Genomic DNA, 23,908 nt, shown 5'->3' on the forward strand with positions numbered 1-23,908 from the left:
GCCGCCGAGCTCCCCACTGAGCTGCCCGCGTGACGTGGTCCTTTCCGAACTGCGTATCTGCGGAGAGAACACGTGTCGAATGCTGCTTCCGGCCTGCCCATCGGGCGAGGCCTCCTCTATCTGACCGTCGCCGGCGCCGCCTGGGGCACCGCGGGCGCGGCCGCCTCACTCGTCTACCGGGCAAGCGACATGGGCCCCATCGCCCTGTCGTTCTGGCGCTGTGCGGGCGGACTCCTGCTGCTCCTCGCCGCCCGGCTGCTGCGGCCCCGGCCGCGCCGCACCGAACGGCCGCGCCTTCGTCCTCGTACGACCCTGTTGCGAATCGGGATCACCGGGCTCGGCCTTGCCGTCTTCCAGACCGCGTACTTCGCAGCCGTCGAGGCGACCGGGCTCGCCGTGGCCACCGTCGTCACCCTCGGCGCCGGTCCCGTGCTCATCGCGCTCGGGGCGCGGCTGACCATGGGCGAGCGGCTCGGGCGGGGCGGGACCGCCGCCGTCATCGGGGCGCTCGCCGGGCTCGCGGTGCTGGTGCTGGGCGGCGAGGGTGCGACGGTGCGGCCCTGGGGTGTCACTCTCGCGCTCGTGTCCGCCGCCGGGTACTCCGTGATGACGCTGCTGACCCGGTGGTGGGGGCGCGACGGCGGGGCCGACGCGTCCTCCACCACCCTGGGCGCGTTCGCCGTCACGACGCTGTGCCTGCTGCCCTTCGGCCTCGCCGAGGGCCTGGTGCCGCGCACCGCCGAACTCGCCCAGGTGGTGGCTCTGTTGACGTACATCGCCGCTATCCCGACCGCCCTCGCATACGCCCTGTACTTCGCGGGGGCCGCCGTCGTCCGCTCGGCCACCGTCTCCGTGATCATGCTCCTGGAGCCGGTGAGCGCGGCGGTACTGGCCGTGGGGCTGCTCGGCGAGCGGCTCACCGCGGCGACGCTCGTGGGTACGTTGCTGATGCTCGGGTCGGTCGCGGGGCTGGCGGTGGCGGAGGCGCGAGGGGGTGCGGAGCGCACGCAGGAAGTGTCCGAGACGCCTGAGGAGGAGCCTCAGAGCGTCGTCAAGTAATCGGGCAGTTCGACGCCGGGGGTCAGGTCGTCGGCCGGTACGGGGGTGCCGTATTCCTTGCGGAGCGGCACCACTCCGGACCAGTGCGGCAGGTCCAGGTCCTCGGGGTCGTCGTTGGGGCCGCCCGTGCGGAGCTTGGCGGAGACCTCGTCGAGGTCGAGTCGGAGTACGGACGTGGCAGCCAACTCCTTGGCGTTGGCGGGCCGGGAGTCCTGCGAGCGGCCCGAGACCACCTGGTCGACGAGGGCGTCGAGGGCCGTGCGCTTCTCGTCGGGGTCCGTCACCTGGTGGGCGATCCCGTGTACCACCACGGAGCGGTAGTTGAGCGAGTGGTGGAAGGCCGAACGGGCCAGCACCAGACCGTCGACATGCGTGACCGTGAGGCAGACCGGAAGCCCCGGCTCGGCCTTGCCCGCCATCCGCAGCGGACGCGAACCCGTCGAGCCGTGCACGTAGAGACGCTCACCGATCCGGCCGTACAACGTAGGCAGCACGACCGGTGCTCCGTCGCGGACGAAGCCCAGATGGCAGACGTACCCCTCGTCGAGTACCGAGTGCACGGTCTCGTGGTCGTACGCGGCACGCTCGCGGGAGCGGGTGGGGACGGTGCGGTCGGTCGGGGTGTAGGCGGCGGGCCGCGGGGCCGTCTGCGTCATGGGTGTCTCCAGCTCTCCGTGTCGTTCGTTGCTTCGGTCGCTCGCGTGCTCGGTGCGCAACGCTTGCGTCGCGTATTGCACTAGTGCATAATCTGCTTTGTGCTAGGAGAGTATCGGATCGAAGGAAGACGTGCAGCCGAGATTGCGGCCAGCGTCGAGCGTGCGGTGGGCGCGGGAGGTCTTGAGCCCGGCCAACTGCTGCCTCCCATGCGGGAGTTGGCGGAAGAGCTGGGCGTGAATCCCAATACCGTCGCGGCCGCGTATCGCACGCTGCGGGAGCGTGGGGTCATCGAGACCGCGGGCCGGCGCGGCAGCCGCGTACGCCGCAAGCCGGTCACGACGGCCCGTGAGCTCTCCCGCCTGGAGGTGCCGCCCGGGGTGCGGAACCTGTCCGACGGAAGCCCGGATCCCGCCCTGTTGCCCGCACTCACCGAGGCGTTCGCGGCGGCAGCGGCCCACGCGGACCGCGAGCCGGTGCTCTACGGAGAGGCCGCCGTGGACGCGGAGTTGGCGCGCCTCGCGCGCGCGGACCTGGACGCGGACGGGGTGCCGGACGGCCCCGTCACCGTCACCTCCGGAGCGCTCGACGCCATCGAGCGCGTACTGGCCGTCCACCTCAGGCCCGGAGACGCGGTCGCCGTCGAGGACCCCGGCTGGCGCAGCGTCCTCGACCTGGCCCCGGCGCTCGGGCTGCGTACGCTCCCGGTCGGCGTCGACGACGACGGGCCGCTGCCCGACGACGTACGGGGCGCGCTGCGCTCGGGTGCCCGCGCGCTGATCGTCACCGACCGCGCGCAGAACCCGACCGGCGCCGCCGTGAGCGCCACGCGCGCGCGTGCCCTGCGTTCTGTGATCGGCGAGCACCCCGAGACCCTGCTCATCGAGGACGACCACGGCCATCGCATCGTCGACCTGCCCCTGCACCCGCTGGCCGGAGTCACCCACCACTGGGCCTTCGTACGCTCGGTCGCCAAGGCATACGGCCCCGACCTGCGGCTCGCCGTGTTCACCGGTGATCCCGTCACCGCCGACCGTGTCCAAGGGCGGCAACGGCTCGGCCCGGGATGGGTGAGCCATCTGCTGCAACGGGCCGTCGTACGGCTGTGGGCGAGCGATGCGGTGGATGTACGGGCGGTGGCGGCCGCGTACGGGCGGCGGCGGGACGCGCTGATCGGCGCGCTCGCGGAGCGCGGCATCGAGGCGTACGGGCGCAGCGGGATGAACGTGTGGGTGCCCGTGCCGGACGAGACCGGCCCCGTCGCACGGCTGCTGCACTCCGGCTGGGCCGTCGCGCCGGGCGCCGGCTTCCGGGTGAGCTCGCCGCCCGGCTTGCGGATCACCGTCTCGACGCTCGCCCCGCAGGACATCGGGCCGCTCGCGGACGCGGTCGCCTCCGCCATCGACCCGGCGCCCGCGCGGCGTTACGGCTGAACTCGCGGCCTAGGAAGGCGACTTGGGTCTGGACTGCATACGTGCCTTGGGCCTGGACTGCGTGAGAGCCGCGCCCGCCAGCACGATGGCCGCGCCCACGGGTGTCGACCAGGTCAGCGACTCGCCGAGGATCGCGACGCCGGCGGCGGTGGCGATGACCGGGATGAAGTACGTGACCATCTGGGCCGTCGTCGGGCCGACCTCGGCGACCAGGCCGTACTGGACGAGCATGGCGACGCCCGTGCCCAGCGCGCCGAGCGCGACGATCGCGAGCAGGGGCAGGACCGCGAAGCGGGTCGGGAAAGTGGTGAACAGCGGCGTGACCACGGCCAACTGGACGGTCGCGAGCAGGAGTTGGGCGCCGGTCAGCGAGAGGTTCGAGTGGCTGGAGCCGGCCAGGGTGCGTCTGAGGTAGATCCAGCCGATCGGGTAACTGAGGGAGGCCAGGAGGGCCATCGCCGTGCCCGTGGCGTCCAGGCCCTGGAAGCCCTGCCAGGCGCCGAGCACCGTGAGCACGCCGAGGAAGCCGATGCCGAGACCGGCGACCCGGCGGCGGGTGGGGCGGTCCTCGGAGAGGGCGACGAGCGACAGGGCCATGCCCCACAAGGGCGAGGTCGCGTTGCAGATGCCGGCGAGCGTGGATGGGATCGTCAGCTCGGCGTACGCGAACAGGGAGAAGGGGAGGGCGTTGAGGAAGAACGCCGTGACCGTCAGATGCCCCCACGTCCGCGTCCCGCGTGGCAGCCGCTCGCGCTTCCAGGCCAGTGCGGTCGCGAGTACCAGGGTGCCGAACACCAGTCGGCCCAGAGTCACTTGGAAGGGTGCGTAGCCTTCCGTGCCGACCTTGATCAGGAGGAAGCTGAAGCCCCAGATGAGGGAGAGGAAGGCGAAGCGGAGGCGCCAGTCGAGGGTGCGGCGGGGGGTTGGTGCGGGGATGTCTGGTGGTCGGGTGCGGGTGCCGGTGCGGCTTGAGGTGGCGGCGCTCATGTCGTCCACGATGGCCTTGGGGATCTCGTAGCACAAGTGAGATTTTTTGGCCGGTATCTCGTAGCATTGCTTAGGTGTTGAACCTGGAGCGCCTGCGTACCCTCGATGCCCTTGCCCGGCACGGTTCGGTGAGTCGTGCGGCCGAAGGGCTGCATGTCACGACCTCGGCCGTGTCCCAGCAGATGTCCAAGCTGGAGCGGGAGGTGGGGCAGCGGCTCGTCGTCAAGAACGGGCGGGGGGTGCGGCTCACCGACGCGGGGCGGCTGCTCGCCGAGCATGCCGCGCGGATTCTGTCCCAGGTCGAGCTTGCGCAGTCCGATCTGGAGGCGCAGCGGGGCCAGGTGGTGGGGGAGTTGCGGCTCAGCGGGTTCCCTACGGCTGCTCGCGGGCTGTTTCCCGCTGCGCTTGCCGCGTTGCGGGCTGAGCATCCTGGGCTACGGGTTCGCTCGCGGGAGTTGGAGCCCGAAGAGGGCGTCTTCGCGGTCGTCCGGGGGGATGTCGACATGGCCGTTGTGCTCGACTGGTACAACAAGCCGTTGCCTGTGCCGGAGGGGCTGGTCAAAGCGTCGCTTCTTGAGGATGCGGCGGATGTGGCGATGCCCGCGGGGCATCCGCTTGCCGGGCGGGATGAGGTGGATCTCGAGGAGTTCGCCGGCGATGAATGGATTGCCTGGCCCGAGGGGGAGTTCTGCCACGAGTGGCTGTTCTTTACGCTTCGGGCCAAGGGGATTGAGCCGGTTGTCGCGCATCGGGCCGAGGAGCATCAGACGCAACTGGCGCTCGTCGCTGCGGGGTTGGGGGTTTGTGTTGCGCCTCGGCTTGGGCGGGGGGTTGTGCCGGAGGGGGTGCGTGCTGTGCCGGTTCGGCAGCGGGTTACTCGGCATGTGTATGCGGTGTGGCGTGCCGATGGGGATCGGCGGCCTTCTGTTCGGGCGGCCGTTGAGGCGTTGCGCTCCGCTGGGGGTTCGTAGGTTTTTTTCCCCAAGCCCGCCCCTTCCCGGAACTGGGGGCTGTGCCCCCAGGCCCCCCAAGGGGGTTTTGGGTCGGGTGCGGGTTCGTTGTGGCTTGTCGCGCAGTTCCCCGCGCCCCTTAACGGGGCGCTACCGGAACCGTCTCTCATCAAAGCGCCGCCAGTTTGCGGAAGTCCCAGGACTTGATTGACCCCGGAGTCAGGCGGAGCCATGCGTGTTTGCCGTCGTGGGGCATCTCTTCCAGGCCGAAGTTCTTTTGGGCGAACAGGCGCTCCGGTTCGTCCAGTTCGGGGCATGGTTCGCCTGTGCGTGGGGCCTCGCCTATGAAGTCGACTGTGCCCGAGAGCTCTACGCCTCGTAGCTCGCCGTACTCCTCGCCTGCGTCCACGACCACGGCGATGCGGGGGTCCCTGCGCAGGTCGGCCCAGCGTTTGCTGCGGGTGATCGAGTAGAGCCAGAGGGACGTGCCGTCCCAGCCGAACCAGAGGGCGCTCAGGTGGGGGGCGCCGTCCTCCGAGACCGTTGCTACTCGGCAGGTGCGTTGGGTTCTCAGGAACTCGTCCAGTTCCTCGGGGGTCATCATGATCTTGCGGCCCCGGCGTTGCGTGGTGGTCACGTGCATCCCTCGTTTCTGACTGGGCGTCAGGAAATCATGCGGTGTCTTCCGCCCTCACGCAATGGTCGCTACGCTCGCCCGCCACCGCAGCGCCAGCCGTTTTCCGCGGTCCGTGTTCCGCGACAGGGGGAGTCATGCCTTCGTACGAAGAGCTCAGGGAGATTCTCGACCCTGCGAGCACGGTCTTGCTGACCGTCGAGTGTCAGCAGGGGGTCGTCGGGCCGGACAGTGCGTTGCCCGAACTTGCCAAGGAGGCTCGTGCGTCGGGGGTGCTGGCCCGTATCGCCCAGCTGGTCGCGGCGGGGCACGAGTGCGGGGTGCAGGTGATTCATGCGATCGCCGAGCGTCGGCCGGACGGGCGGGGCGCCAATCACAATGCCCGGCTGTTCCGGGCCGCCGAGCGGCTGCCGGTGCAGCAGTTGTCGGGGAGTACGGCGGTGCGTGTCGCGGCACCCATCGAGGTCGCGGACGAGGATCTCGTCGTACGGCGGCTGCACGGGCTGTCGCCGATCGCGGGCACCGATGTGGACCCGCTGCTGCGCAACCTGGGCTGCCGGACGCTGATCGTCACCGGGGTCTCGGCCAATGTGGCCATACCCAACGCCGTGTTCGACGCCGTCAACCGCGGCTACACCGCCGTCGTGCCCAGGGACGCCATCGCGGGGGTGCCCTCCGACTACACCCCCGCGATGATCCGTAACACGCTCGCCCTGGTGGCCACCATCACCACCACGGACGAGGTGCTGGCCTGCTTCAAAAGGCCGCGCACCATCACGCGAGCATGATCGAGTCTCCCTCGACCTTGATGTTCGCGGTGGTCAGCGCACTGGTCGCGGGCCCCTTCTCGACACTGCCGTCCGTGACGCTGAACTGACTGCCGTGCGCGGGGCAGGTGATCAGGCCCTTGTCGACGGCGTTGATCTGCTGGTTCTGGTGCGGGCATACCGTCGAGAAGGCCTTGAACTCGCCGGCCGTCGGCTGGGTGACGACCACCTTCTGGTCGGCGAACACCTTGCCGCCGCCCTCCGGGATCTCACTGGTCTTGGCCAGGGCCTCGCCGCCGCCGCCCGAGCCGGCGGAACTGGATGATTCGGAAGCGCCCGAGGAGCCGGACGAACTGTCGTCGGAGCCTCCGCACGCGGTCAACGCGGCGGTGGCGCCGGCCACGCCGAGCGCCGCCAGGATGGTGCGACGACAGATCGCCGGCGCGGGTTGAGCGGACTGAAGTGATTCGCTGGACATGTGGCGGTCCCTTCCACAGATGTACAGATGTGCTGCGGACCAACGCGGAGTGCGCTGATCCACATCAAGGTGTACGCGCACGTCACGAGGGTCGTTCATAAGGTGCTTGAGTTCTTGATGAAATCGAGATCAAGCCGGAGGAGCGTATCTATCACGCCTTCCTGTGTGACCAAACGGGTCGAACCGGGCGGCTGCGGCACCCTGTGCGGACGGCCCGCCGCGAGCAGCGCCACCAGGGAACAGCGCTCGCCATTCTCCGGCGACACGTCCGGATGTCCGAGGAACCACTCGTCCAGTGCGTGTCGGTGCGTACGACGCGGAGGGCGCCGTCGGTCTCGTACGCCATGCGCGTGCCGTCGGTCTGGGGCGCGGGGCGACGACCGGGCCCAGCGCGTAGGCCCGAACGCTCGGTCAGTCCTCTGACGGCTGCTTTGGGGACGTCTGCTCCCGGTCGTCAGTCTTCCGTTTCGCGGGGCGGTTGAGGAGGAGCCGGGGGTCCGGGCGTCGTTTCAAGCGGAGGGTGTCGTCTCTGCGCTGGATCAATTGGTCCGCGTCCATGGGTGGCAGCGTTACTGTGTCGGCTTCGATGGCTGGTGGGGGCGGTGGGGCGGGGTCCGGGTTCGCGGGCGGCGGCTGTTGCCGCATTCCCGCGAACGGGTTGCGCCAGAAGTTGGATCGCGGGGTGCGCCAGTTGTAGCGTAGGGCGAGAAGCCGCAGTGCGAAGGCGAACAGCGCGGTGCCGATGGCGGTGCCGACATTGAGCAGTCCGGTGTGGTGCAGCAGGGCGGTCGAGGTCGCGCCGGCGAGGGTGGGCAGCGCGTACAGGTCGTGGTTCCAGCGGAGCAGCGTCGGCATTTCCAGCGCGAGGAGACTGGCGAGCACGCCGCCTCCGAAGGCGCTGGCGCAGCCGAGGGTGACGGCGGCGGGAATGTTGAAGCCATGGTCGAGCGCCTTGACCGTGCCGGTGACGCTGAAGAGTCCGAGTGCGGCCGCGTCGGATGCGTCGAACAGCTTGCCTTCTCGCACTTTGTCGTCGTGGACGAGGCGGTGGCCGAAGTACACGATCGCCGCGGCGGCGCAGGGTGTGAAGAAGTAGCCGAGGTCGGTGAAGGCGACGGGGGTGACCCCGAGGACCATGTCTCGGAAAAGGCCGCCGCCGAGGCCCGCCGCCTCACTGAGGATGACCGTCCCGAAGATGTCGAAGTCCTTGCGCACCGCGAGGAACGCCCCGGAAAGGGCGAAGGCGAAGATGCCCAAGAGATCCATCACGTACTGGACGGCGCCGCTCAGTTCGTCGATCGGCATTGGACAAGCCTCCCTGAAGGCTGTTGAACAATCGGCGATGGCCGTGGACTTCGAGACGCCGAAGCGGCGCGGCAACGCCGGCCAGGCGTGACGGAGGTGCGAAGTGAGGTGCCAAAGCGGCGACCTTCATCCGCTCGTCTCATCCATGACGAGCGGATTCGCGGCGACCGGGGAGATCGTGTGGCGCCTCGATGATGGACGGCTTGATGAGGGACGGTTTGGCCTGGGCGGCGTCGTGAGTGACACGGGCTGACGCGATATGGGCTCGTGCGATGGGGTGGCCGTGTTCTCCGGTCTCCAAGGCGCGCACTTCCTCGGCCAGAAGCATCCGGAAGCGGTCCCGATGGAGGGAAACCGCGGCGAGGTACTGAGGATGCATGCGAAAGATCGGATGCAGCTCGTCCACGAATGTCTCGGGCTTGGGCATGACGCACGGCACCTGGATGGTCTCCACGCGGACGTCATCGCATCCGGCTCGGCTCAGCGCGTGCTCGATTTCCGATTGCTTCAGATACTCGCTCAACGGGGCCACGAACTCGCCCAGCCCGGGGTCGTTCAGGCGGTTGACGGCCCGGGCCAGGGGTGCGAGGAACGGAGCTCCCACGGGGGCCGCCCACTGCGCCACACTGACGATGCCGCCAGGACGTACCACTCTGACCATCTCGGCGAGCGCATTCGCCGTTTGGGCTCCGCAGTCCAGCACGCCGAGAATCGAGAACGCCGCGTCGAATACGTCGTCGCCGTAGCGCAGGTCCCGTGCGTCCATCACCTCGGCGGAACATCCGGAGTACGGCCTCAAACGCTCGGTCAGGCGGCCCACCATCGACGACGACGTATCGATCGCGTCGACGCTGTGTCCACGCTCGACCGCCGCGACGGCCAACGCGCCCGTGCCCGCGGCCACGTCCAGAACAGCCGAGCCCGCGCTCAGCGCGGCCTGGTCCAGTGCCGCCTTCGCGAGCACCGCCGAGCAAGGCTCCATCCACCGCTCGTAGGTGGGAACCAGTGCGTCCCACGGATTTCGAGGCGTTGTCCCGGTCATTGTGTTGTCTGGTCTTTCCTCATGATGCTGTGTCATGTCGCCCGACGATGTCCGTTTTTTCGGGCAAAGGGCTTGGCCGCGCTTGACTCAACCAGCGGTCGATCGGGGGGAGCCATACTCCGGTGATGCGGAGCCATACGTGTATGTGCACGCGGTCCGGGACTTTGCCGCAAGGGTCTTGCTCTGCATGACAGTTGACGACATGTGAGGTCATGCACTCCTCTATGCTCGGCTCCATTCGAGCGAATGGTGACCGGCGGACGCCCAGTTCGCCGGGAGGGGAACGTGAGAGAGCACGTGATATCCGGAGATGGCGATCACCAGGTGGGGACGCGTGCGGAACGCGCATCAGGACGGCTGATCGCCGGTCGATATCTGCTCCACGACGTCCTCGGCAGAGGCGGCATGGGCACGGTCTGGCGCGCGCACGATCAGCTGCTGGACCGTCCGGTCGCGGCCAAGGAACTGCATATCCTCATCCACGGCGACGAGGAGCACCGCGTTCGGATGCGCCGCGCGATCCGCGAGGCGCGCGCGGTCGCACGCGTGCCGCACCCGCACGTGGTGGGCGTCCACGATCTGGTCGAGTCCGAGGACCGGCTGTGGATCGTCATGGAACTCGTCGACGGTCCCTCGCTGGCCCAACGGATCAACGAGACCGGACCGCTGACACCGCAGCACGCCGCCGCCCTGGGCCTGCAACTGCTGGCCGCGCTGGAGGCCGTACATGCGGCCGGTACCCTGCACCGCGACGTGAAACCGGCCAACGTACTGCTGCGCCGTGACGGCAACGCCGTCCTGACCGACTTCGGTATCGCGGCCCTGGACGACGGCGAGTTCCTGACGACCACCGGCGAACTGGTCGGCTCCCTGGAGTTCATGGCGCCGGAGCGGGTGATGGGTGCGGAGGTCGGACCGGCCTCCGACCTGTGGTCACTGGGCGCGACTCTGGCCACGGTCTGCGGCGGGCAGTCCCCGTTCCGCAGACCGGCGCGGCCCGCGACGCTCCACGCGGTGGCGTACGAGCAACCCGCCCTGTCCGAGCGGCTCGGCCCGCTCCGCCCGATCGTCGAGGCACTGCTGGGCAAGTCCCCGGACGAGCGCCCGCCAGCGGCCGTCGTACGGTCCGCGCTGCAGCGCGTCGCGGCGGGCGAGGCGGACGCCGGGCCGCTGCCATCGGCGACGATGCGCGTGGCGCGGCCTCCGGTGTCCTTGACCGACGCCGATACCGTGACCAGCGGCCGGGGGCTGGCCGTCCCGGCCGGGGAGACCGTGCCGACGGCGCGGCACACCACGTCACTCACGCCCGCGCACCGGCCCGCGTCCCGGTCGAGCGGACCGAAGCGGCTGCTGTGGGCCATGACCGGCGTGGTCGTACTGGCCGGGTTCGCGACGAGCGGTCTCTTCATCGCCGGGGTGCTGCCGCCCGAGAAGGCGCCCAAGACGACGACCACCAGCCAGGTCATCCAGTCCACAACCGGCTGGCAGGGAGTGACCGCGGTGTCCGTCCAGCGGGGAGACCGCGTCAGCGTGCGGTTCGCTTCGGGAACGTGGACGGTCGACCACCGGAACATGCCCATGACCGGGCCGGCCGGTTACGACGCGAACACCGACAGGGCGCTGGACTTCGCGAAGAGCTGCAAGATCAAGCCCGACTTGCCGTTCGGCACCCTGCTGACACGCCTGGAGGGTGCGAAGAACGTCCCCGTTCACGCCGTTGGGCGGAAGCTGACTTTCCAGGCGGCCGGGAACGGCACCCTGCAACTGCGGATCAACGACGGCGACGGGACCTGTCTCGAGGACAACAGGGGCCAGCTGACCGTGCAGGTGAGCGTCACGCACCAACCCTGACGGTCACCACATCGGTGATCGCCACATGGCGCAGATGTTCTGCTCTGACGGCGCAGTCGTTCAAGTGCCCGCCATACCAATCTTCCTAGGCTACGGAGGCAGGGGCGGACCTGGGCCGTTGTGGGCCCGGCGCAGATGAAAGACGAGAAAGTCGTGGACCAAGAGAATTCCACCCGTGCAGTCTCCATCGCTCATGCCCATACCGACGCGGGTACGGACATCCTCAGCGAGGCGATCGGGAGCGTGCGGATCGGGCACGCCCGGGCCTGCCGGGTCAGGGGGGCGGGCTCTTGGGGCATACGGTTTCCCGCCTTCGCAGGCAGCGGCTTCCACATCCTCCTGCGGGGCAGCGCATGGCTGATCACGGCCAACGGTCGGCCACGGGCGCTCAAGGCGGGCGATGTCGTGCTCAGCCCGTTCGGAGCCGAGCGTGGACTGAGCCACGCACCATGCCTGCTCCAGAACCTGCCGCGGGTGGTCCCGCACGATCCTGGTCCGGCCGAGGTCGAGATCCTCTGCGGCGCCTACTGGCTCGACCATGGAGAAGTACACCCCTTCCTCAGAGCGCTACCTGAGGTCATCGCGGTGTCGGCGGACCATGGCCGCACCTCACAACTGGGGGCGCTGACCAATCTCCTGGCTGTGGACATGTCCGATACGCGACCCGGGAGCAGGGCGGCCCGTGCCGCCTTACTGGACCTACTGCTGACCCATGTCCTGCGTCAGTGGCTCGAGCAGAATCGCGATGTGGAACGGCCGGAGATCGACGATCCCGCCATCGCTGTCGCGCTGCGTGAGATCCACACGAGCCCGGACAAGCCGTGGACGGTACAGCAGCTCGGCGAGACCGTCGGAATGTCGCGGACAGCGTTCACCAAACGGTTCACCGCGCTGGTCGGAAAACCGCCCATGACCTACCTGACCAGTTGGCGTCTGAGCTACGGCGCCCGGCTCCTCCGGGAAACCAAGGCACCGCTTGCGGCGATAGCCCGCCAGGTCGGCTACTCGACGGAATTCGCGTTCGGAGCCGCATTCCGCCGGGAGTACGGAATCTCACCCGGACGTTTCCGCGACCGCACCCAACGGGACAATCCCGTTGCCGTCAATGTGTAAAGGCAACACGGATGTTGGACTACGGCCTTGACCTCTCCGGCGTAGAACACGACCTCGCTCTGCCCGACTTGGTGGCTGAAGGCGATGAACTGGACGCCCTGGTATCAGCGCAGACTGACTGGTCCACGCCTACGCCGGCAGCGGGCTGGACGATCGCCCACCAGATCGCTCATCTTGCAGCAGCTGATGCGAACCTCCTTATCGCCTTACGGACCCCCGATGCGTTCGGCGCCGTGCTCAAACAGGCAGAAGCCGCAGGCAGCCAATACGCCGATCTCGACGCCGCCGCGGGAGCAGAAAAACCGCGATCAGCACTGCTGGAACAATGGCGTGCCGGCCGAACCGAGGTGGCGGCGGCGCTACGTGACATTCCAGATGGCCATGCGTTTCCGTGGTACGGATCGCAGCTGACCGCAGCGCTCATGGTGCCGCTTCGACTCATGGAAACGTGGGCTCACGGGCAGGACATCTTCGATGCACTGGGTGTCTCGCGCCGTCCCACGGGTCGGCTCCGGCATGTGGCCTCGTTGGGAGTGATAGGGCGAGAACTGTCGTTCTATGCCGCCCAGTTGCCTGTTCCGGCCGAGCCGCTCCGTGTCGAGCTGACTGGTCCTGATGGCCAAACCTGGGTGTGGGGCCCGGAAGATGCCATGCAGCGGGTGCAGGGCAGCGCCCTCGACTTCTGCCTTCGCGTCACCCAGCGCAGATCCCGAGCCGAGACCGACCTCACGGCGGTCGGCGAGGATGCGCAGAAGTGGCTTGATATTGCTCGAGTTTTCCTCTGACGGGGCAAGCAGCGATCTCCCGATCGAGGTATTCAAAAAACGGCCAGTGCAACCGAGAGGCATCGAGTGAAGCGGCAGAGCGTCAAAATCGATGGACAGCGGATTAGTTATCTGGAGAGTCCGGCCGACCTGGGCGGTGCCGACCTGGGCAGTGATGATGGCCGGACGGTCATTTTCGTTCACGGTAATTCGGCTTCGGCCAGGACCTGGCTGCCGGTGATGACTGGTGAATTCGGCCGGCGGTTCCGCTGCATTGCGCTGGACCTGCCCGGTCATGGGGAGTCCGAGTCGGCCAGAGTCCTGGCCGACTATTCGCTGCCGGGATACGCGGCCGTGCTCATCGGCTTCGCCAAGGAACTCGGTGTCTCCGACGCGGTCGTCGTCGGCTGGAGCATGGGCGGGCAGATCGTGATGGAGGCCGCGCCTGAGCTGTCGGATGCGTGTGGCTTCGTCGTTTTCGGTGCGCCGCCGGTCGCATCGCCTGCAGAGATGGCGGAGGCGTTCCTGCCGAACCCGGCGATGGGCGCCCTCTTCAGCGCGCACGTCAGTGAATCGGAGGCAAAGCTGGCCGCGGAATGCTTCACCGCGCCTGGTTCGACGCTGGACACCGGCGATTTCGTATCCGACATCCTGGCCACCGACGGCGCGGCGCGCGCCGGGCTCGGGTCCAGTGCTGGGGCGGGCCGGTTCGCGGATGAGATCGCGATCGTCTCAGCGCTCCGCCGGCCGCTCGCCATCGTGCAGGGCGCCGACGAGCAGCTGGTCAGCCTTGACTACCTGCGAATGCTGAACATTCCCGCGCTGTGGCGCGGCGAGGTTCAGGTCATCCCCGGTGTCGGCCATGCTCCGCACCAAGAGGCACCGCAGCAGTTCACCGCCCTGCTGACCGAATTCATCGGCGACCTCAGCCACGAGTAGCTACGGCAGGGCGTGCAGCGGGGCGTGGTTGGCCCTGAAGATGCGCTCTCCGGCTCGGCGGAGGGTGAAGTTGCGCAGTGGGGTGGGCAGGTTGCGGGCCTTGTCGCGGCGGTGATTCTGCTGCACCACCCAGGCCACCCGCGGCGCGCGCCGGGTCTCGTACGCAGCGAGGGCCGTGGTGACGTCACGCGTGGTCGTGAGGGTGTCGGCGAGTACCAGGGCGTCTTCAAGCGCCATCGCGCCGCCCTGGGCCATGCTCGGGGAGAAGGCGTGCGCGGCGTCGCCGACGAGGACGGCGCGGTGACGCGTCCAGACGGGGTTCTCGCTCTCGTACAGCGCGGCGAAGTACGCGTCCTCGCCCTGCTCCAGCAGCTCGGGGACCGGACCGCCGAAGTCGGTGAAGAGCCCGCGCCAATCGCCGTCCGGAGCCGCGGGAACGGGGCTGTTGATGTCGGCGTAGCAGTAGACGCGGCCGCCACCGAGTTGCACGGTCAGGAACGTACGGCCCTTGGTGCCCATCCGGCCGGTCCACTCGGTGATGGCCGGGATCGCGGTGTCATCGGCGATGAACCGCCAGCACACCTGCCCCAGAAAGCGCGGTTCCGGCCCGCCGAAGAGGGAGCGCCGCACAGCGGAGTTGATGCCGTCCGCGCCCACCACCAGGTCGTAGGCGTCGGTGGCGCCGTCCGCGAAGGTCACGGTCCCGTCGTCGGCCACCGCGGTCACCTCGGTGTCGTAGCGGATGACGGTGCTGGCGACGGCCGTGCACAGCACCTCACGCAGATCGTCACGGGTGATCGCCAGGCAGGGTCCGACCCCGCCCCAGATCCGCTCCACCTCGAACTCCGCGAGCGGCCGCCCGCGGTGGTCGAGCAGCCGCTGCCGCGCCACGGGCTCCGCCCGCTTGGCCACCTCGTCCCCCACCCCGATGGCCTGGAGCGCCCGCACGGCGTTCGCCGGCAGGTAGAGGCCACTGCCGAGGGCCAGTCCGTCGTCGGCGCGGCGCTCGACGACGTCCACCAGGAATCCGCGGTCCAGCAGCACCTTGGCCAGCGCCAAACCGGAGATTCCAGCGCCGACGATCAGCACACGAAGCTTGTCCACAAGGGGTTTCCTTACACGTAAACGGGCAACGCGACGGCGCTACCGAGCCCCCTGAACCCACGTCGCCCCGTGTCGTCCACCTCACCAAACGCCGCGGTCGTAGAGCCATGCGCGAGCGGCACTGCCTCATACGAGGTTGTGCGCCGAAACCAGCAGGAGCGAAGGCAGCTAGAGCGAAGCCAGCAGGCGCGGAGAGCACACCCTGGCCCGCGATCACCCTTGATTACTATGCTCTTCGTTGTAAGCCTGAAGAGACGGGTGGCCTGGGAAAATGCTGAAAGAGGTCACCGCGACCCGCTACATCACGCCCCTGCGTGAGGGCGGCTCGCTGCCCGGCCTCGTCGAGGCCGATGATCTCGGGACGTACGTCATGAAGTTCACCGGCGCCGGACAAGGGCGGAAGACCCTCGTCGCGGAGGTCGTCTGCGGTGAACTCGCCCGGCGCCTGGGCCTGCGCGTGCCCGGACTGGTCACGATCGGGCTCGATCCGGTCATCGGACTCGGTGAACCGGACGAGGAAGTGCAGGAGTTGCTCAAGTCGAGCGGTGGGCTGAACCTCGGGATGGACTTCCTGTCCCGCGCGATCGGCTTTGACGCTCTCGCGCACCGGGTGAGCCCTGAAGAGGCCGGGAAGATCGTCTGGTTCGACGCCTTGGTCAACAACGTCGACCGATCATGGCGTAACCCCAATTTGCTTATGTGGCAGGGCGAACTCTGGCTCATCGACCACGGCGCCACCATGATCTGGCACCACAACTGGCCCGGCGCACCCGCCTCCGCGGCCAGGCCGTACGACGCCACCGACCACGCCCTCGCGCCTTTCGGCCCCGATATCGCCTCCGCCGCCGCTCAGTTGGCGCCGCTGGTCACCGAGGAACTGCTCGCCGAGGTGACCGCCGAGATCCCCGAGGTCTGGCTGACGGACGAGCCGGGGTTCGACTCGTCCGACGCACTCAGGCGCGCGTACGCGGAGCCGCTGCTGGCACGGGCCGCCACGATTCATGAGCGCATCGAGACCGGCGAGGTGAGGGCGAAGTGAGCGGGCGCGAAACGGGCGGGCGCGACGGTCGTGACGTCTACGAGTACGCGTTGCTGCGCGTCGTGCCGCGCGTCGAGCGGGGGGAGTGCTTCAACGCGGGCGTGCTGGTGTACTGCCGCGCGAAGTCGTACGTGGCTGCCCGCATGCATCTCGACGAGGGCAAGCTGCGGGCGCTCGACCCGGCGGCGGACGTGGCCGGCGTACGCGCCGCGCTGAGCGCCGTCGAGGGCGTCTGCGCCGGGGGAGCGGCGGCGGGGCAGGCGGCGCGCGACGACGCGGGGCGGCGCTTCCGCTGGCTGATCGCGCCCCGCTCGACCGTCGTCCAGCCGGGGCCCGTGCACACCGGGCTCACCGCGGATCCCGAAGCCGAGGTCGAGCGGCTTCTCCAACTGCTGGTGAGGTGATGGATCACATGTGCGTGGTGTTCCGTTGACACCGAGTGCCAGGGCTTCTAGCGTCACTGGCGCTGAGGGTACTAAGCGGTCGCTCACTGCAGGGGCGTACCGTATGAGGCTTTTCAAAGGCGAGGAGAACCAGCCATGTCCACCACTGAGCAGCGGGTCGCAGTAGTCACCGGTGCCGCGCGCGGAATCGGCGCCGCGACCGCCGTACGCCTGGCCGCCGAGGGGCGTGCCGTCGCGGTGATCGACCTCGACGAGGCCGCGTGCAAGGACACCGTGGAGAAGATCACCTCCGCCGGCGGCAAGGCGATCGCCGTCGGCTGCGACGTCTCCGACGAGGCCCAGGTCGAGGCCGCCGTGACGCGGATCGCCGAGGAGCTCGGTGCGCCGACCATCCTCGTGAACAACGCGGGCGTGCTCCGCGACAACCTCCTCTTCAAGATGTCCGCGTCCGACTGGGACACGGTCATGAACGTGCATCTGCGCGGCGCCTTCCTGATGACGCGGGCCGTCCAGAAGTACATGGTGGACGCCAAGTTCGGCCGCGTCGTCAACCTCTCCTCGTCCTCGGCGCTCGGCAACCGCGGTCAGGTCAACTACTCCGCCGCCAAGGCCGGTCTGCAGGGCTTCACCAAGACGCTCGCGTTCGAGCTCGGCAAGTTCGGTGTCACCGCGAACGCCGTCGCGCCCGGATTCATCGTCACCGACATGACCGCCGCCACCGCCGAGCGGGTCGGCATGGGCTTCGAGGAGTTCCAGGCCGCGGCCGCCACGCAGATCCCCGTACAGCGCGTCGGCCGGCCGGACGACGTCGCGAATGCGATCGCCTTCTTCACGGGTGACGACGCCGGATTCGTCTCCGGACAGGTGATGTACGTTGCCGGCGGACCGCTCAACTAGAGCCGGGGAAAAGAGACATGACGACTGTGGAACTCTCGGGCAAGGTCGCGCTCATCACCGGCGCGAGCCGCGGTATCGGCTACGGCGTCGCCGAGGCGCTGGTCGCCCGCGGTGACCGGGTGTGCATCACCGGGCGCAATGAGGACGCGCTCAAGGAGGCCGTGGAGAAGCTCGGCGCCGACCGCGTCATCGGCGTCGCGGGCAAGGCCCACGACGAGGCCCACCAGGCAGCCGCCGTCGAGCGCACCATGGAGGCGTTCGGCCGCGTCGACTTCCTAGTCAACAACGCGGGTACGAACCCGGTCTTCGGGCCGATCGCCGAGCTGGACCTCAATGTCGCGCGCAAGGTGTTCGAGACCAACGTCATCTCGGCGCTCGGTTTCGCCCAGCAGACGTGGCGGGCCTGGCAGAGCGAGAACGGCGGCGCGATCGTCAACATCTCCTCCGTCGCCGGCGTCTCGGCCTCGCCCTTCATCGCCGCGTACGGCATCAGCAAGGCCGCCATGATCAACCTGACCGTCCAGCTGGCGCACGAGTTCGCGCCCAAGGTGCGCGTCAACGCGATCGCCCCGGCCGTGGTCAAGACCCAGTTCGCCAAGGCTCTCTACGAGGGCCGCGAGGAGGAGGCGGCCGCGGGCTACCCGCTCGGTCGGCTCGGCATGCCCTCGGACATCGGGGGCACCGCCGCCTTCCTGACCTCGGAGCAGTCGGACTGGATCACCGGCCAGACGCTCGTCGTCGACGGCGGGATCTTCCTCAACGCGGGGGTCGGCTGACGGTCACGGTGGGCGCCTGTGCGGCCGGTGCGAAGCCGCGCGGGCGCCCGCCATTGTCGGTCGTGCGAAAGATGAACACCATTCCCACACGGCACGGACATAGCCGCTGATCAAGGGCACTGCCAGGGCGACGTCCCATGGGGCCCGGCGCTGCGGTATCGTCTGGCCACCCTTGTGGTATGGCCGATCGAGGAGCGTGCGCGTGTTCAAGCGGGACAGGTACCTGCGTCAGATGGGGGCGATCACGTCCATAGCCCTGGTCGCCGGATGCGGTGTCTTCTCCTCGGACTCCTCCGACGACGGGAAGCCGATCGTCGTGGGGACGACCAGCCAGCCCAGCACCCTGGATCCGGCGGCCGCCTGGGACAGCTCCTGGGAGCTGTTCCGCAACGTCCACCAGACGCTGCTGAACTTCCCCACCGGCGCGTCCGAGCCCGAGCCCGATGCCGCCGAGAGCTGCAGGTTCACCGACAGCTCCAGCTCGGTGTACAGCTGCAAGCTGCAGGAGGGCCTGAAGTTCTCCAACGGACACACGCTGGACGCGAAGGCCGTCAAGCACTCCATCGACCGGATCAAGAAGATCAACTTCAATGGTGGTCCCGCCGGTCTGCTCACCACCCTCGACCGAGTCGAGACGAAGGGTGACCTCGAGGTCGTCTTCCGTCTGAACCAGCCCGACGCGACGTTCCCCTTCGTGCTCTCCACGCCCGCTATGTCGATCGTGGATCCCGAGGACTACCCCGCGAACAAGCTCCGCAGCGACGGCGGGGTCACCGGCGCGGGACCGTACCGCCTGGAGTCCTACGACGACGGCAAGGAAGCCCAGCTCGTCAAGAACGACAGCTACAAGGGCATCGCGAAGCTCAAGAACAGCGCCGTGACCATCCGGTACTTCCCGGGGTCGTCCCAGGTCGTCAACGCCCTCAAGAAGAAGCAGATCGACGTCATCTACCGCGGTCTCGGCGCCACCGACGTCGTGGACATCCAGGAGAGCGGCGACGACACGGGGCTCCAGCTCGTCGAGAACCCCACCACCGAGATCAGCTACCTGGTGTTCAACCCCAAGGACCCGTGGTCCAAGAGGCCCGCGGTCCGCAAGGCGATCGCCCAGGTCATCGACCGCCCGGCGCTCGTCCACAACATCTACAAGGACACCGTCGAGCCGCTGTACTCCATGATCCCCAAGGGCCTGGTCGGCCACACCACGGCCTTCTTCGACGACTTCGGGAAGCCCAGCGCCGCCAAGGCCAAGCGGATCCTCGAGCAGGACGGCATCACCGAGCGCGTCCCGCTCACCCTCTGGTACACGACCGACCGCTACGGCTCCCAGACCAAGCCGGCCTTCGAGGAGCTGAAGCGGCAGCTGGAGGCCTCGGACCTGTTCACCGTCACGCTGAAGAGCCGCCCCTGGAAGACCTACGCCCCGGGCTACCAGAACGGCGAGTACCCGGTGTTCGGCCGTGGCTGGAACCCCGACTTCCCCGACGCCGACAACTTCATCGCGCCCTTCGTGGGCGAGCAGAACGCGCTCGGTACCCCCTACGAGTCGCCCGAGATCACGGGCCAGCTGATCCCCGAGTCCCGCCGCGAGAGCGACCGGGGCGCCGTGGCCGCCCAGTTCGAGAAGGCCCAGCAGATCCTCGTCGACGACGCGCGGCTGCTGCCACTGTGGCAGGGCAAGTCGTTCGTGGCCGCGAACGAGGAGATCGCCGGTGCCGAGAACTCCATCGACCCGGCGACGATGATGGCGATGTGGGAGCTGTACTGGAAGACCAGCTGGTAGCCGTCGGGTGTTCCGGGGCCGGTCGTCCGCGGCCGGCCCCGGCTCCGAGGCCGGTTGTCAGTGGGTGGCGGTAGGTTCTGTGGTCGGCAAGTGACCGCAAACCGGAGGAAGTTCACGTGACCGACACCGCCATGCTGCCCGAGTCCTGGCGCGGCGTCCTGGGCGAAGAGCTGCAGAAGCCCTACTTCAAGGAGCTCACCGAGTTCGTCGAGGAGGAGCGCGGGAAGGGTCCCGTCTACCCTCCGCGCGAAGAGGTCTTCGCCGCGCTCGACGCCACACCGTACGAGCGGGTGAAGGTACTGATCCTCGGCCAGGATCCGTACCACGGCGAGGGCCAGGGGCATGGCCTGTGCTTCTCCGTCCGCCCAGGGGTGAAGGTCCCGCCATCGCTGCGGAACATCTACAAGGAGATGCACGAGGAGCTGGGCACGCCCATCCCGGACAACGGCTTTCTGATGCCGTGGGCCGAGCAGGGCGTCCTGCTGCTCAACGCGGTCCTCACGGTCCGTGGCGGCGAGGCCAACTCACACAAGGGCAAGGGCTGGGAGAAGCTCACGGACGCGGTGATCAGAGCGGTGGCCGCCCGGCCCGACCCGGCGGTCTTCGTGCTGTGGGGCAACTACGCCCAGAAGAAGCTGCCCCTGATCGATGAAGAGCGGCACGTCGTGGTGAAGGGCGCGCACCCCTCGCCCCTGTCCGCGAAGAAGTTCTTCGGCTCGCGCCCGTTCACCCAGATCAACGAGGCGGTCGCCCGGCAGGGCCACACCCCGATCGACTGGCGAATCCCGGACCTGGGCTGACCACCGGCCTCAACCTCGGGCTCAACTCCCGTACGTGTCCCGGCAGATGGTCGCCTCTGGGCTGTCCGGCTGCCATCTGCCGTACTTTCGGCCGAGGTCGCATACACCCGGGTTCGCCCTGCCCGGCCGGTCCGGGATGCGTGGGAGGTCGCGCTGCGTGGGGCGCTGTTCGGGGCGCTGGGGTTCAGGGGTCTTCGGTGGGCCCGAGGGCGTCTGGCGCGGGGCGGTCGTGGGGGATGGGGGCACTGCCGGGCGGGGCGTTGCCGTCGGCGTCGAGGGCCGACGGGGTGGGCCTACGCGTTCCAGGGCCTCCTGCGCCGGGGCCTGCACGAGGTGCTGGTCGGACTCGACCTCGGGGTGCCGTGCCGAGGGGCGGCTCGAAGGGTCCGGCGCACCCGGGGCGGGCGGGTGCTGGATGGTCACGCAGCCGGAGAGGGCCGAGACGGCCACGGTGACGAGGAGCGTTGCGGTGGTGGTCGTACGATGCACCCGCGCAACTCTGCTGTGTCCGGGGCCCGTTGGGGAGCGGAGGAGCGCAGGATGCCCCGCACGGGTGAACGGCCCGAGGGTGCCTCGGGCCGGTCCAGGTGCCTCAGTCGCCGGTGGACCCGTCGATGCGCTCACGGATCAGATCGGCGTGGCCGTTGTGGCGGGCGTACTCCTCGATCATGTGCGTGTAGATCCAGCGCAGGTTGAACCGCTCGCCGGTCCGCCGGTGCTTGCCCTCGGAGATGTCGTCGAGGCCGAATCGGGCCGCGTTGCGCCGGGCGACGTCGATCTCGGCCTGCCAGGTGGCGTACGCCTCCTCCCAGGTGTCCGTCTCGGAGAGGTGGAACTCCCCGTCCCGGTCCTCCTCGGTGTAGTAGATCGGCCCGGCGTCCTCGTCCGCGAGCACCTTGCGGAACCAGCCGCGCTCCACCTCCGCCATGTGCCGCACCAGTCCCATCAGGGTCAGCTCGGACGGTTCCGCGGAGGCGGTCCTGAGCTGGGTGTCGGTGAGGCCTTCGCACTTCCAGGCGAGGGTCTGCCGGTGGTACTCCAGCCAGCCCTCCAGCATCGTGCGCTCGTCGGCGGTGGTGGCGGGCTCACGGCGTTCAGTCGTCATCTGCGCATCCTCGCCCGCCCGTTGACGCGGCGCCAGGGGATTTCGCCGGCCTCGGTCGGATCAGCCACCCAGCATCCCCTCCAGCAGTTCCCGCAACCCCTCCCGCACCTCGTCGAGGCTCGGCACCTCCGCGTGGTACGAGCCCGCCACGCAGGCGAACATCAAGCCGTCGAACCAGGCGACCAGCGACCGGACATGCCGCGCCGGGGACGGTGAACCCACTGCCGTCAGCATGGTGGTCAGGGCGTCCCGGAAGAGCTGTCCCTGTGCGTCGTAGAACGCGCGCAGCTCCGGGCGGCGCGTTGCCTCCAGGGCCAACTCGTAGCGGGCGACGACCAGTTCACGATGGCCAGTGAGGGAGCGGTGCACCGCCAGGGACAGGGCTTCGACGAGCGCGTCACGCCCGCCCCGGGGGTCCGGCATCTCGTGGATCGCCAGCACCTGCGCCTCGCGCTCCGCGAGTCTGCGCACCGCGGCCTCCAGCAACGCCAGCCGCGTACGCGCGTGGTTCGACGTGGATCCCTGCGGCAGCCCGGCCGCCTCGTCGACCGCGCGGTGCGTGAGGCCGCGCATGCCGCGCTCGGCGAGCAGGTCGATGGCGGTGTCGGTGATGAGTTCGGCGCGGGTCGGGCCGGTGCTGCGTACGGGCATGAGGTCCAACCTACCGGTCGCACTACACCTGTAGTACGGTCGACGCGGTCGGTCACTACAGATGTAGTGACGTCGGTATCGCAGACCTCAGCAGCCTTGAGAACAGCCGGAACCGCAGGAGGAGACATGGCACAGGCACCCCGCGCGGTCGTCGTGGGCGGCGGCATCGGCGGCCTGACCGCGGCGGTGGCGCTGCACCGGCGCGGCTGGCGGGTCACCGTCCTGGAGCGGGCCGCTTCGCTCGAACCCGTCGGCGCCGGAATCTCCCTCGCGCCCAACTCCCTCCGCGCCCTCGACGTCATCGGACTCGGCGATCAGATCCGCGAACTGGCCGCCTGGCAGGGCGACGGAGGCCTGCGCACCCCGTCAGGCCGCTGGCTCATGCGCACCAGCGCGGCGGCCATGACCGAACGCTTCGGCGGGCCGCTCGTCATGCTGCACCGGGCCGCACTCATCGACCACCTGGCCGCACAGCTCCCCGAAGGCACCGTGCGCACCACCGCTCCGGCGAGCCTCATCGACCCGGGCGACCCCGGGGACGCCGGCGATGTCGGCCGCCCTGCCCGCGTCGCCACACCCGACGGCGAGCTGGAGGCCGAGCTGGTCGTCGGCGCGGACGGCATCCACTCCGCCGTACGGCGCTCCCTGTTCCCGGAGCACGGCGGGCCGGTCTACTCCGGGTTCACGACGTGGCGGCTCGTCATCCCAGTGCCGGGCGCCGTCTTCGCCTCGCACGAGACCTGGGGCCGGGGCCGTATCTGGGGCACGCATCCGCTCAAGGACGGCAGGGTCTACGCGTACGCAGCCGCCATGGTCCCGGCCGGCGGACGGGCACCCGACGATGAGCGCGCGGAACTGGTCCGGCTCTTCGGCGACTGGCACGACCCGATCCCCGCCGTCATCGCCGCCGCACGCCCCCAAGACGTCCTGCGCCACGACGTCCACCACATCGGCGAGCCCCTGCCCGCCTTCCACCGCGGCCGGGTCGCCCTGCTCGGCGACGCCGCGCATGCCATGCCGCCGACGCTGGGCCAGGGCGGGAACCAGGCCATCGAGGACGCCGTCGTACTCGCCCACCGCGCCGACCTCGAGGGGCCCGACCTCGCCACGTACACGGCGGACCGTAAGCCGCGTACGACCGCCATCGTCCGCCAGGCCGTCGGCGCCGCCCGCCTCAACATGATGCGCAGCCGCCCGGGCATCGTCCTGCGCAATGCCGCGATCGCGGTGGTCTCCAAGGCCGGACCGGGCCTCTTCCTGCGGAGCTTCGACTCGATCGCCGACTGGCGGCCACCACAGCCGCCGTATGCTTCGGACCGGGCACGCACCCGTGAGACACCCGCATAGGCGCCCCTGAGGACCCTGAGGAGACC

At 69.1% G+C, this 23,908-nt stretch carries 25 protein-coding genes; 15 read left to right on the plus strand and 10 right to left on the minus strand.

What is annotated here, in order from left to right; translation table 11 throughout:
• Nucleotides 1-72 precede the first annotated feature (72 nt).
• Entirely contained in the window at nt 73-1,059 is a 987-nt protein-coding gene (locus ACQEVY_RS39510; RefSeq protein ID WP_432954595.1) for a DMT family transporter, read from the plus strand.
• Here the strand turns inward: ACQEVY_RS39510 and ACQEVY_RS39515 are convergent.
• Entirely contained in the window at nt 1,041-1,715 is a 675-nt protein-coding gene (locus ACQEVY_RS39515) for a pyridoxamine 5'-phosphate oxidase family protein (protein ID WP_432954596.1), read from the minus strand. The two genes, ACQEVY_RS39510 and ACQEVY_RS39515, sit on opposite strands and share 19 nt — an antisense overlap.
• Nucleotides 1,716-1,814: 99 nt before the next feature.
• Between ACQEVY_RS39515 and ACQEVY_RS39520 the strand changes: the two genes are divergently transcribed.
• Nucleotides 1,815-3,146 carry an aminotransferase class I/II-fold pyridoxal phosphate-dependent enzyme gene (locus tag ACQEVY_RS39520; RefSeq protein WP_432954598.1) on the plus strand — a complete coding sequence of 444 codons (1,332 nt, stop codon included), beginning with the start codon at nt 1,815-1,817 and terminating at the stop codon, nt 3,144-3,146.
• A gap of 9 nt (nt 3,147-3,155) precedes the next feature.
• On the opposite strand, the gene ACQEVY_RS39525 is transcribed toward ACQEVY_RS39520, so the two are convergent.
• Entirely contained in the window at nt 3,156-4,169 is a 1,014-nt protein-coding gene (locus ACQEVY_RS39525; protein ID WP_432954599.1) for a DMT family transporter, read from the minus strand.
• Between the two features lie 38 nt (nt 4,170-4,207).
• Between ACQEVY_RS39525 and ACQEVY_RS39530 the strand changes: the two genes are divergently transcribed.
• Nucleotides 4,208-5,104 carry a LysR family transcriptional regulator gene (locus tag ACQEVY_RS39530; protein WP_432954600.1) on the plus strand — a complete coding sequence of 299 codons (897 nt, stop codon included), beginning with the start codon at nt 4,208-4,210 and terminating at the stop codon, nt 5,102-5,104.
• Nucleotides 5,105-5,252: 148 nt separating this feature from the next.
• Here ACQEVY_RS39530 and ACQEVY_RS39535 read toward each other — a convergent pair whose 3' ends face one another.
• Nucleotides 5,253-5,720 (minus strand): pyridoxamine 5'-phosphate oxidase family protein, encoded by a 468-nt coding sequence (locus ACQEVY_RS39535; protein ID WP_432954601.1) that lies wholly within the window; start codon nt 5,718-5,720, stop codon nt 5,253-5,255.
• Nucleotides 5,721-5,854: 134 nt separating this feature from the next.
• On the opposite strand from ACQEVY_RS39535, the gene ACQEVY_RS39540 reads away from it, so the two are divergent.
• Nucleotides 5,855-6,505 (plus strand): isochorismatase family protein, encoded by a 651-nt coding sequence (locus tag ACQEVY_RS39540; RefSeq protein ID WP_432954603.1) that lies wholly within the window; start codon nt 5,855-5,857, stop codon nt 6,503-6,505.
• Here the strand turns inward: ACQEVY_RS39540 and ACQEVY_RS39545 are convergent.
• The 3 genes from ACQEVY_RS39545 to ACQEVY_RS39555 form a co-directional block, all read right to left on the minus strand.
• Complete coding sequence (locus ACQEVY_RS39545; RefSeq protein WP_432954604.1) at nt 6,492-6,962, minus strand: Rieske (2Fe-2S) protein; 471 nt, start codon at nt 6,960-6,962, stop codon at nt 6,492-6,494. The two genes, ACQEVY_RS39540 and ACQEVY_RS39545, sit on opposite strands and share 14 nt — an antisense overlap.
• Before the next feature lie 411 nt (nt 6,963-7,373).
• Nucleotides 7,374-8,267: a trimeric intracellular cation channel family protein gene (locus tag ACQEVY_RS39550; protein WP_432954606.1), complete on the minus strand. Its 894-nt coding sequence runs from the start codon at nt 8,265-8,267 to the stop codon at nt 7,374-7,376.
• Nucleotides 8,268-8,406: 139 nt separating this feature from the next.
• Nucleotides 8,407-9,345, minus strand: a complete 939-nt coding sequence (locus tag ACQEVY_RS39555) for a class I SAM-dependent methyltransferase (protein WP_432954608.1) — start codon at nt 9,343-9,345, stop codon at nt 8,407-8,409.
• Between the two features lie 249 nt (nt 9,346-9,594).
• Here ACQEVY_RS39555 and ACQEVY_RS39560 point away from each other — a divergent pair, with 249 nt between their 5' ends.
• The 4 genes from ACQEVY_RS39560 (at nt 9,595) to ACQEVY_RS39575 (ending at nt 13,976) form a co-directional block, all read left to right on the plus strand.
• Entirely contained in the window at nt 9,595-11,160 is a 1,566-nt protein-coding gene (locus ACQEVY_RS39560; RefSeq protein ID WP_432954610.1) for a serine/threonine-protein kinase, read from the plus strand.
• 120 nt (nt 11,161-11,280) lie between these two features.
• Nucleotides 11,281-12,273 (plus strand): AraC family transcriptional regulator, encoded by a 993-nt coding sequence (locus tag ACQEVY_RS39565; protein ID WP_432954612.1) that lies wholly within the window; start codon nt 11,281-11,283, stop codon nt 12,271-12,273.
• An 11-nt stretch (nt 12,274-12,284) separates the two neighbouring features.
• Nucleotides 12,285-13,058: a TIGR03084 family metal-binding protein gene (locus ACQEVY_RS39570; protein ID WP_432954614.1), complete on the plus strand. Its 774-nt coding sequence runs from the start codon at nt 12,285-12,287 to the stop codon at nt 13,056-13,058.
• A gap of 66 nt (nt 13,059-13,124) precedes the next feature.
• The gene (locus tag ACQEVY_RS39575) at nt 13,125-13,976 is read left to right on the plus strand and encodes an alpha/beta fold hydrolase (protein WP_432954615.1); all 852 of its coding nucleotides are present in this window, start codon (nt 13,125-13,127) and stop codon (nt 13,974-13,976) included.
• On the opposite strand, the gene ACQEVY_RS39580 is transcribed toward ACQEVY_RS39575, so the two are convergent.
• Nucleotides 13,977-15,080, minus strand: a complete 1,104-nt coding sequence (locus tag ACQEVY_RS39580; RefSeq protein WP_432954617.1) for an FAD-dependent monooxygenase — start codon at nt 15,078-15,080, stop codon at nt 13,977-13,979.
• A 271-nt stretch (nt 15,081-15,351) separates the two neighbouring features.
• Between ACQEVY_RS39580 and ACQEVY_RS39585 the strand changes: the two genes are divergently transcribed.
• The 6 genes from ACQEVY_RS39585 (at nt 15,352) to ACQEVY_RS39610 (ending at nt 20,779) form a co-directional block, all read left to right on the plus strand.
• A complete protein-coding gene (locus ACQEVY_RS39585) occupies nt 15,352-16,119 on the plus strand; it encodes a HipA family kinase (RefSeq protein WP_432954619.1) in 768 nt (255 codons plus the stop codon).
• Nucleotides 16,116-16,523, plus strand: a complete 408-nt coding sequence (locus tag ACQEVY_RS39590; RefSeq protein ID WP_432954620.1) for a DUF3037 domain-containing protein — start codon at nt 16,116-16,118, stop codon at nt 16,521-16,523. The genes ACQEVY_RS39585 and ACQEVY_RS39590 overlap by 4 nt, the downstream gene beginning before the upstream one ends.
• Nucleotides 16,524-16,658: 135 nt before the next feature.
• Nucleotides 16,659-17,420, plus strand: a complete 762-nt coding sequence (gene fabG, locus ACQEVY_RS39595; protein ID WP_432954621.1) for a 3-oxoacyl-ACP reductase FabG — start codon at nt 16,659-16,661, stop codon at nt 17,418-17,420.
• Between the two features lie 17 nt (nt 17,421-17,437).
• Nucleotides 17,438-18,196, plus strand: coding sequence for an SDR family oxidoreductase (locus ACQEVY_RS39600; RefSeq protein ID WP_328773054.1), 759 nt, complete (start codon nt 17,438-17,440; stop codon nt 18,194-18,196).
• A 202-nt stretch (nt 18,197-18,398) separates the two neighbouring features.
• A complete protein-coding gene (locus tag ACQEVY_RS39605; RefSeq protein WP_432954623.1) occupies nt 18,399-19,979 on the plus strand; it encodes an ABC transporter substrate-binding protein in 1,581 nt (526 codons plus the stop codon).
• A 116-nt stretch (nt 19,980-20,095) separates the two neighbouring features.
• A complete protein-coding gene (locus tag ACQEVY_RS39610; RefSeq protein ID WP_432954625.1) occupies nt 20,096-20,779 on the plus strand; it encodes a uracil-DNA glycosylase in 684 nt (227 codons plus the stop codon).
• 21 nt (nt 20,780-20,800) lie between these two features.
• Here the strand turns inward: ACQEVY_RS39610 and ACQEVY_RS39615 are convergent, their stop codons facing one another.
• The 3 genes from ACQEVY_RS39615 to ACQEVY_RS39625 form a co-directional block, all read right to left on the minus strand.
• Complete coding sequence (locus ACQEVY_RS39615) at nt 20,801-21,268, minus strand: hypothetical protein (RefSeq protein WP_432954627.1); 468 nt, start codon at nt 21,266-21,268, stop codon at nt 20,801-20,803.
• A 103-nt stretch (nt 21,269-21,371) separates the two neighbouring features.
• The gene (locus ACQEVY_RS39620) at nt 21,372-21,884 is read right to left on the minus strand and encodes a DinB family protein (RefSeq protein WP_432954629.1); all 513 of its coding nucleotides are present in this window, start codon (nt 21,882-21,884) and stop codon (nt 21,372-21,374) included.
• Nucleotides 21,885-21,944: 60 nt separating this feature from the next.
• Nucleotides 21,945-22,535, minus strand: a complete 591-nt coding sequence (locus ACQEVY_RS39625) for a TetR/AcrR family transcriptional regulator (RefSeq protein WP_432954631.1) — start codon at nt 22,533-22,535, stop codon at nt 21,945-21,947.
• Nucleotides 22,536-22,661: 126 nt separating this feature from the next.
• On the opposite strand from ACQEVY_RS39625, the gene ACQEVY_RS39630 reads away from it, so the two are divergent.
• Complete coding sequence (locus ACQEVY_RS39630) at nt 22,662-23,882, plus strand: FAD-dependent monooxygenase (RefSeq protein WP_432954632.1); 1,221 nt, start codon at nt 22,662-22,664, stop codon at nt 23,880-23,882.
• Nucleotides 23,883-23,908 lie beyond the last annotated feature (26 nt).

Origin of the sequence: Streptomyces sp. CA-288835 (assembly GCF_050936385.1) — a bacterium.
Taxonomy (GTDB): domain Bacteria; phylum Actinomycetota; class Actinomycetes; order Streptomycetales; family Streptomycetaceae; genus Streptomyces.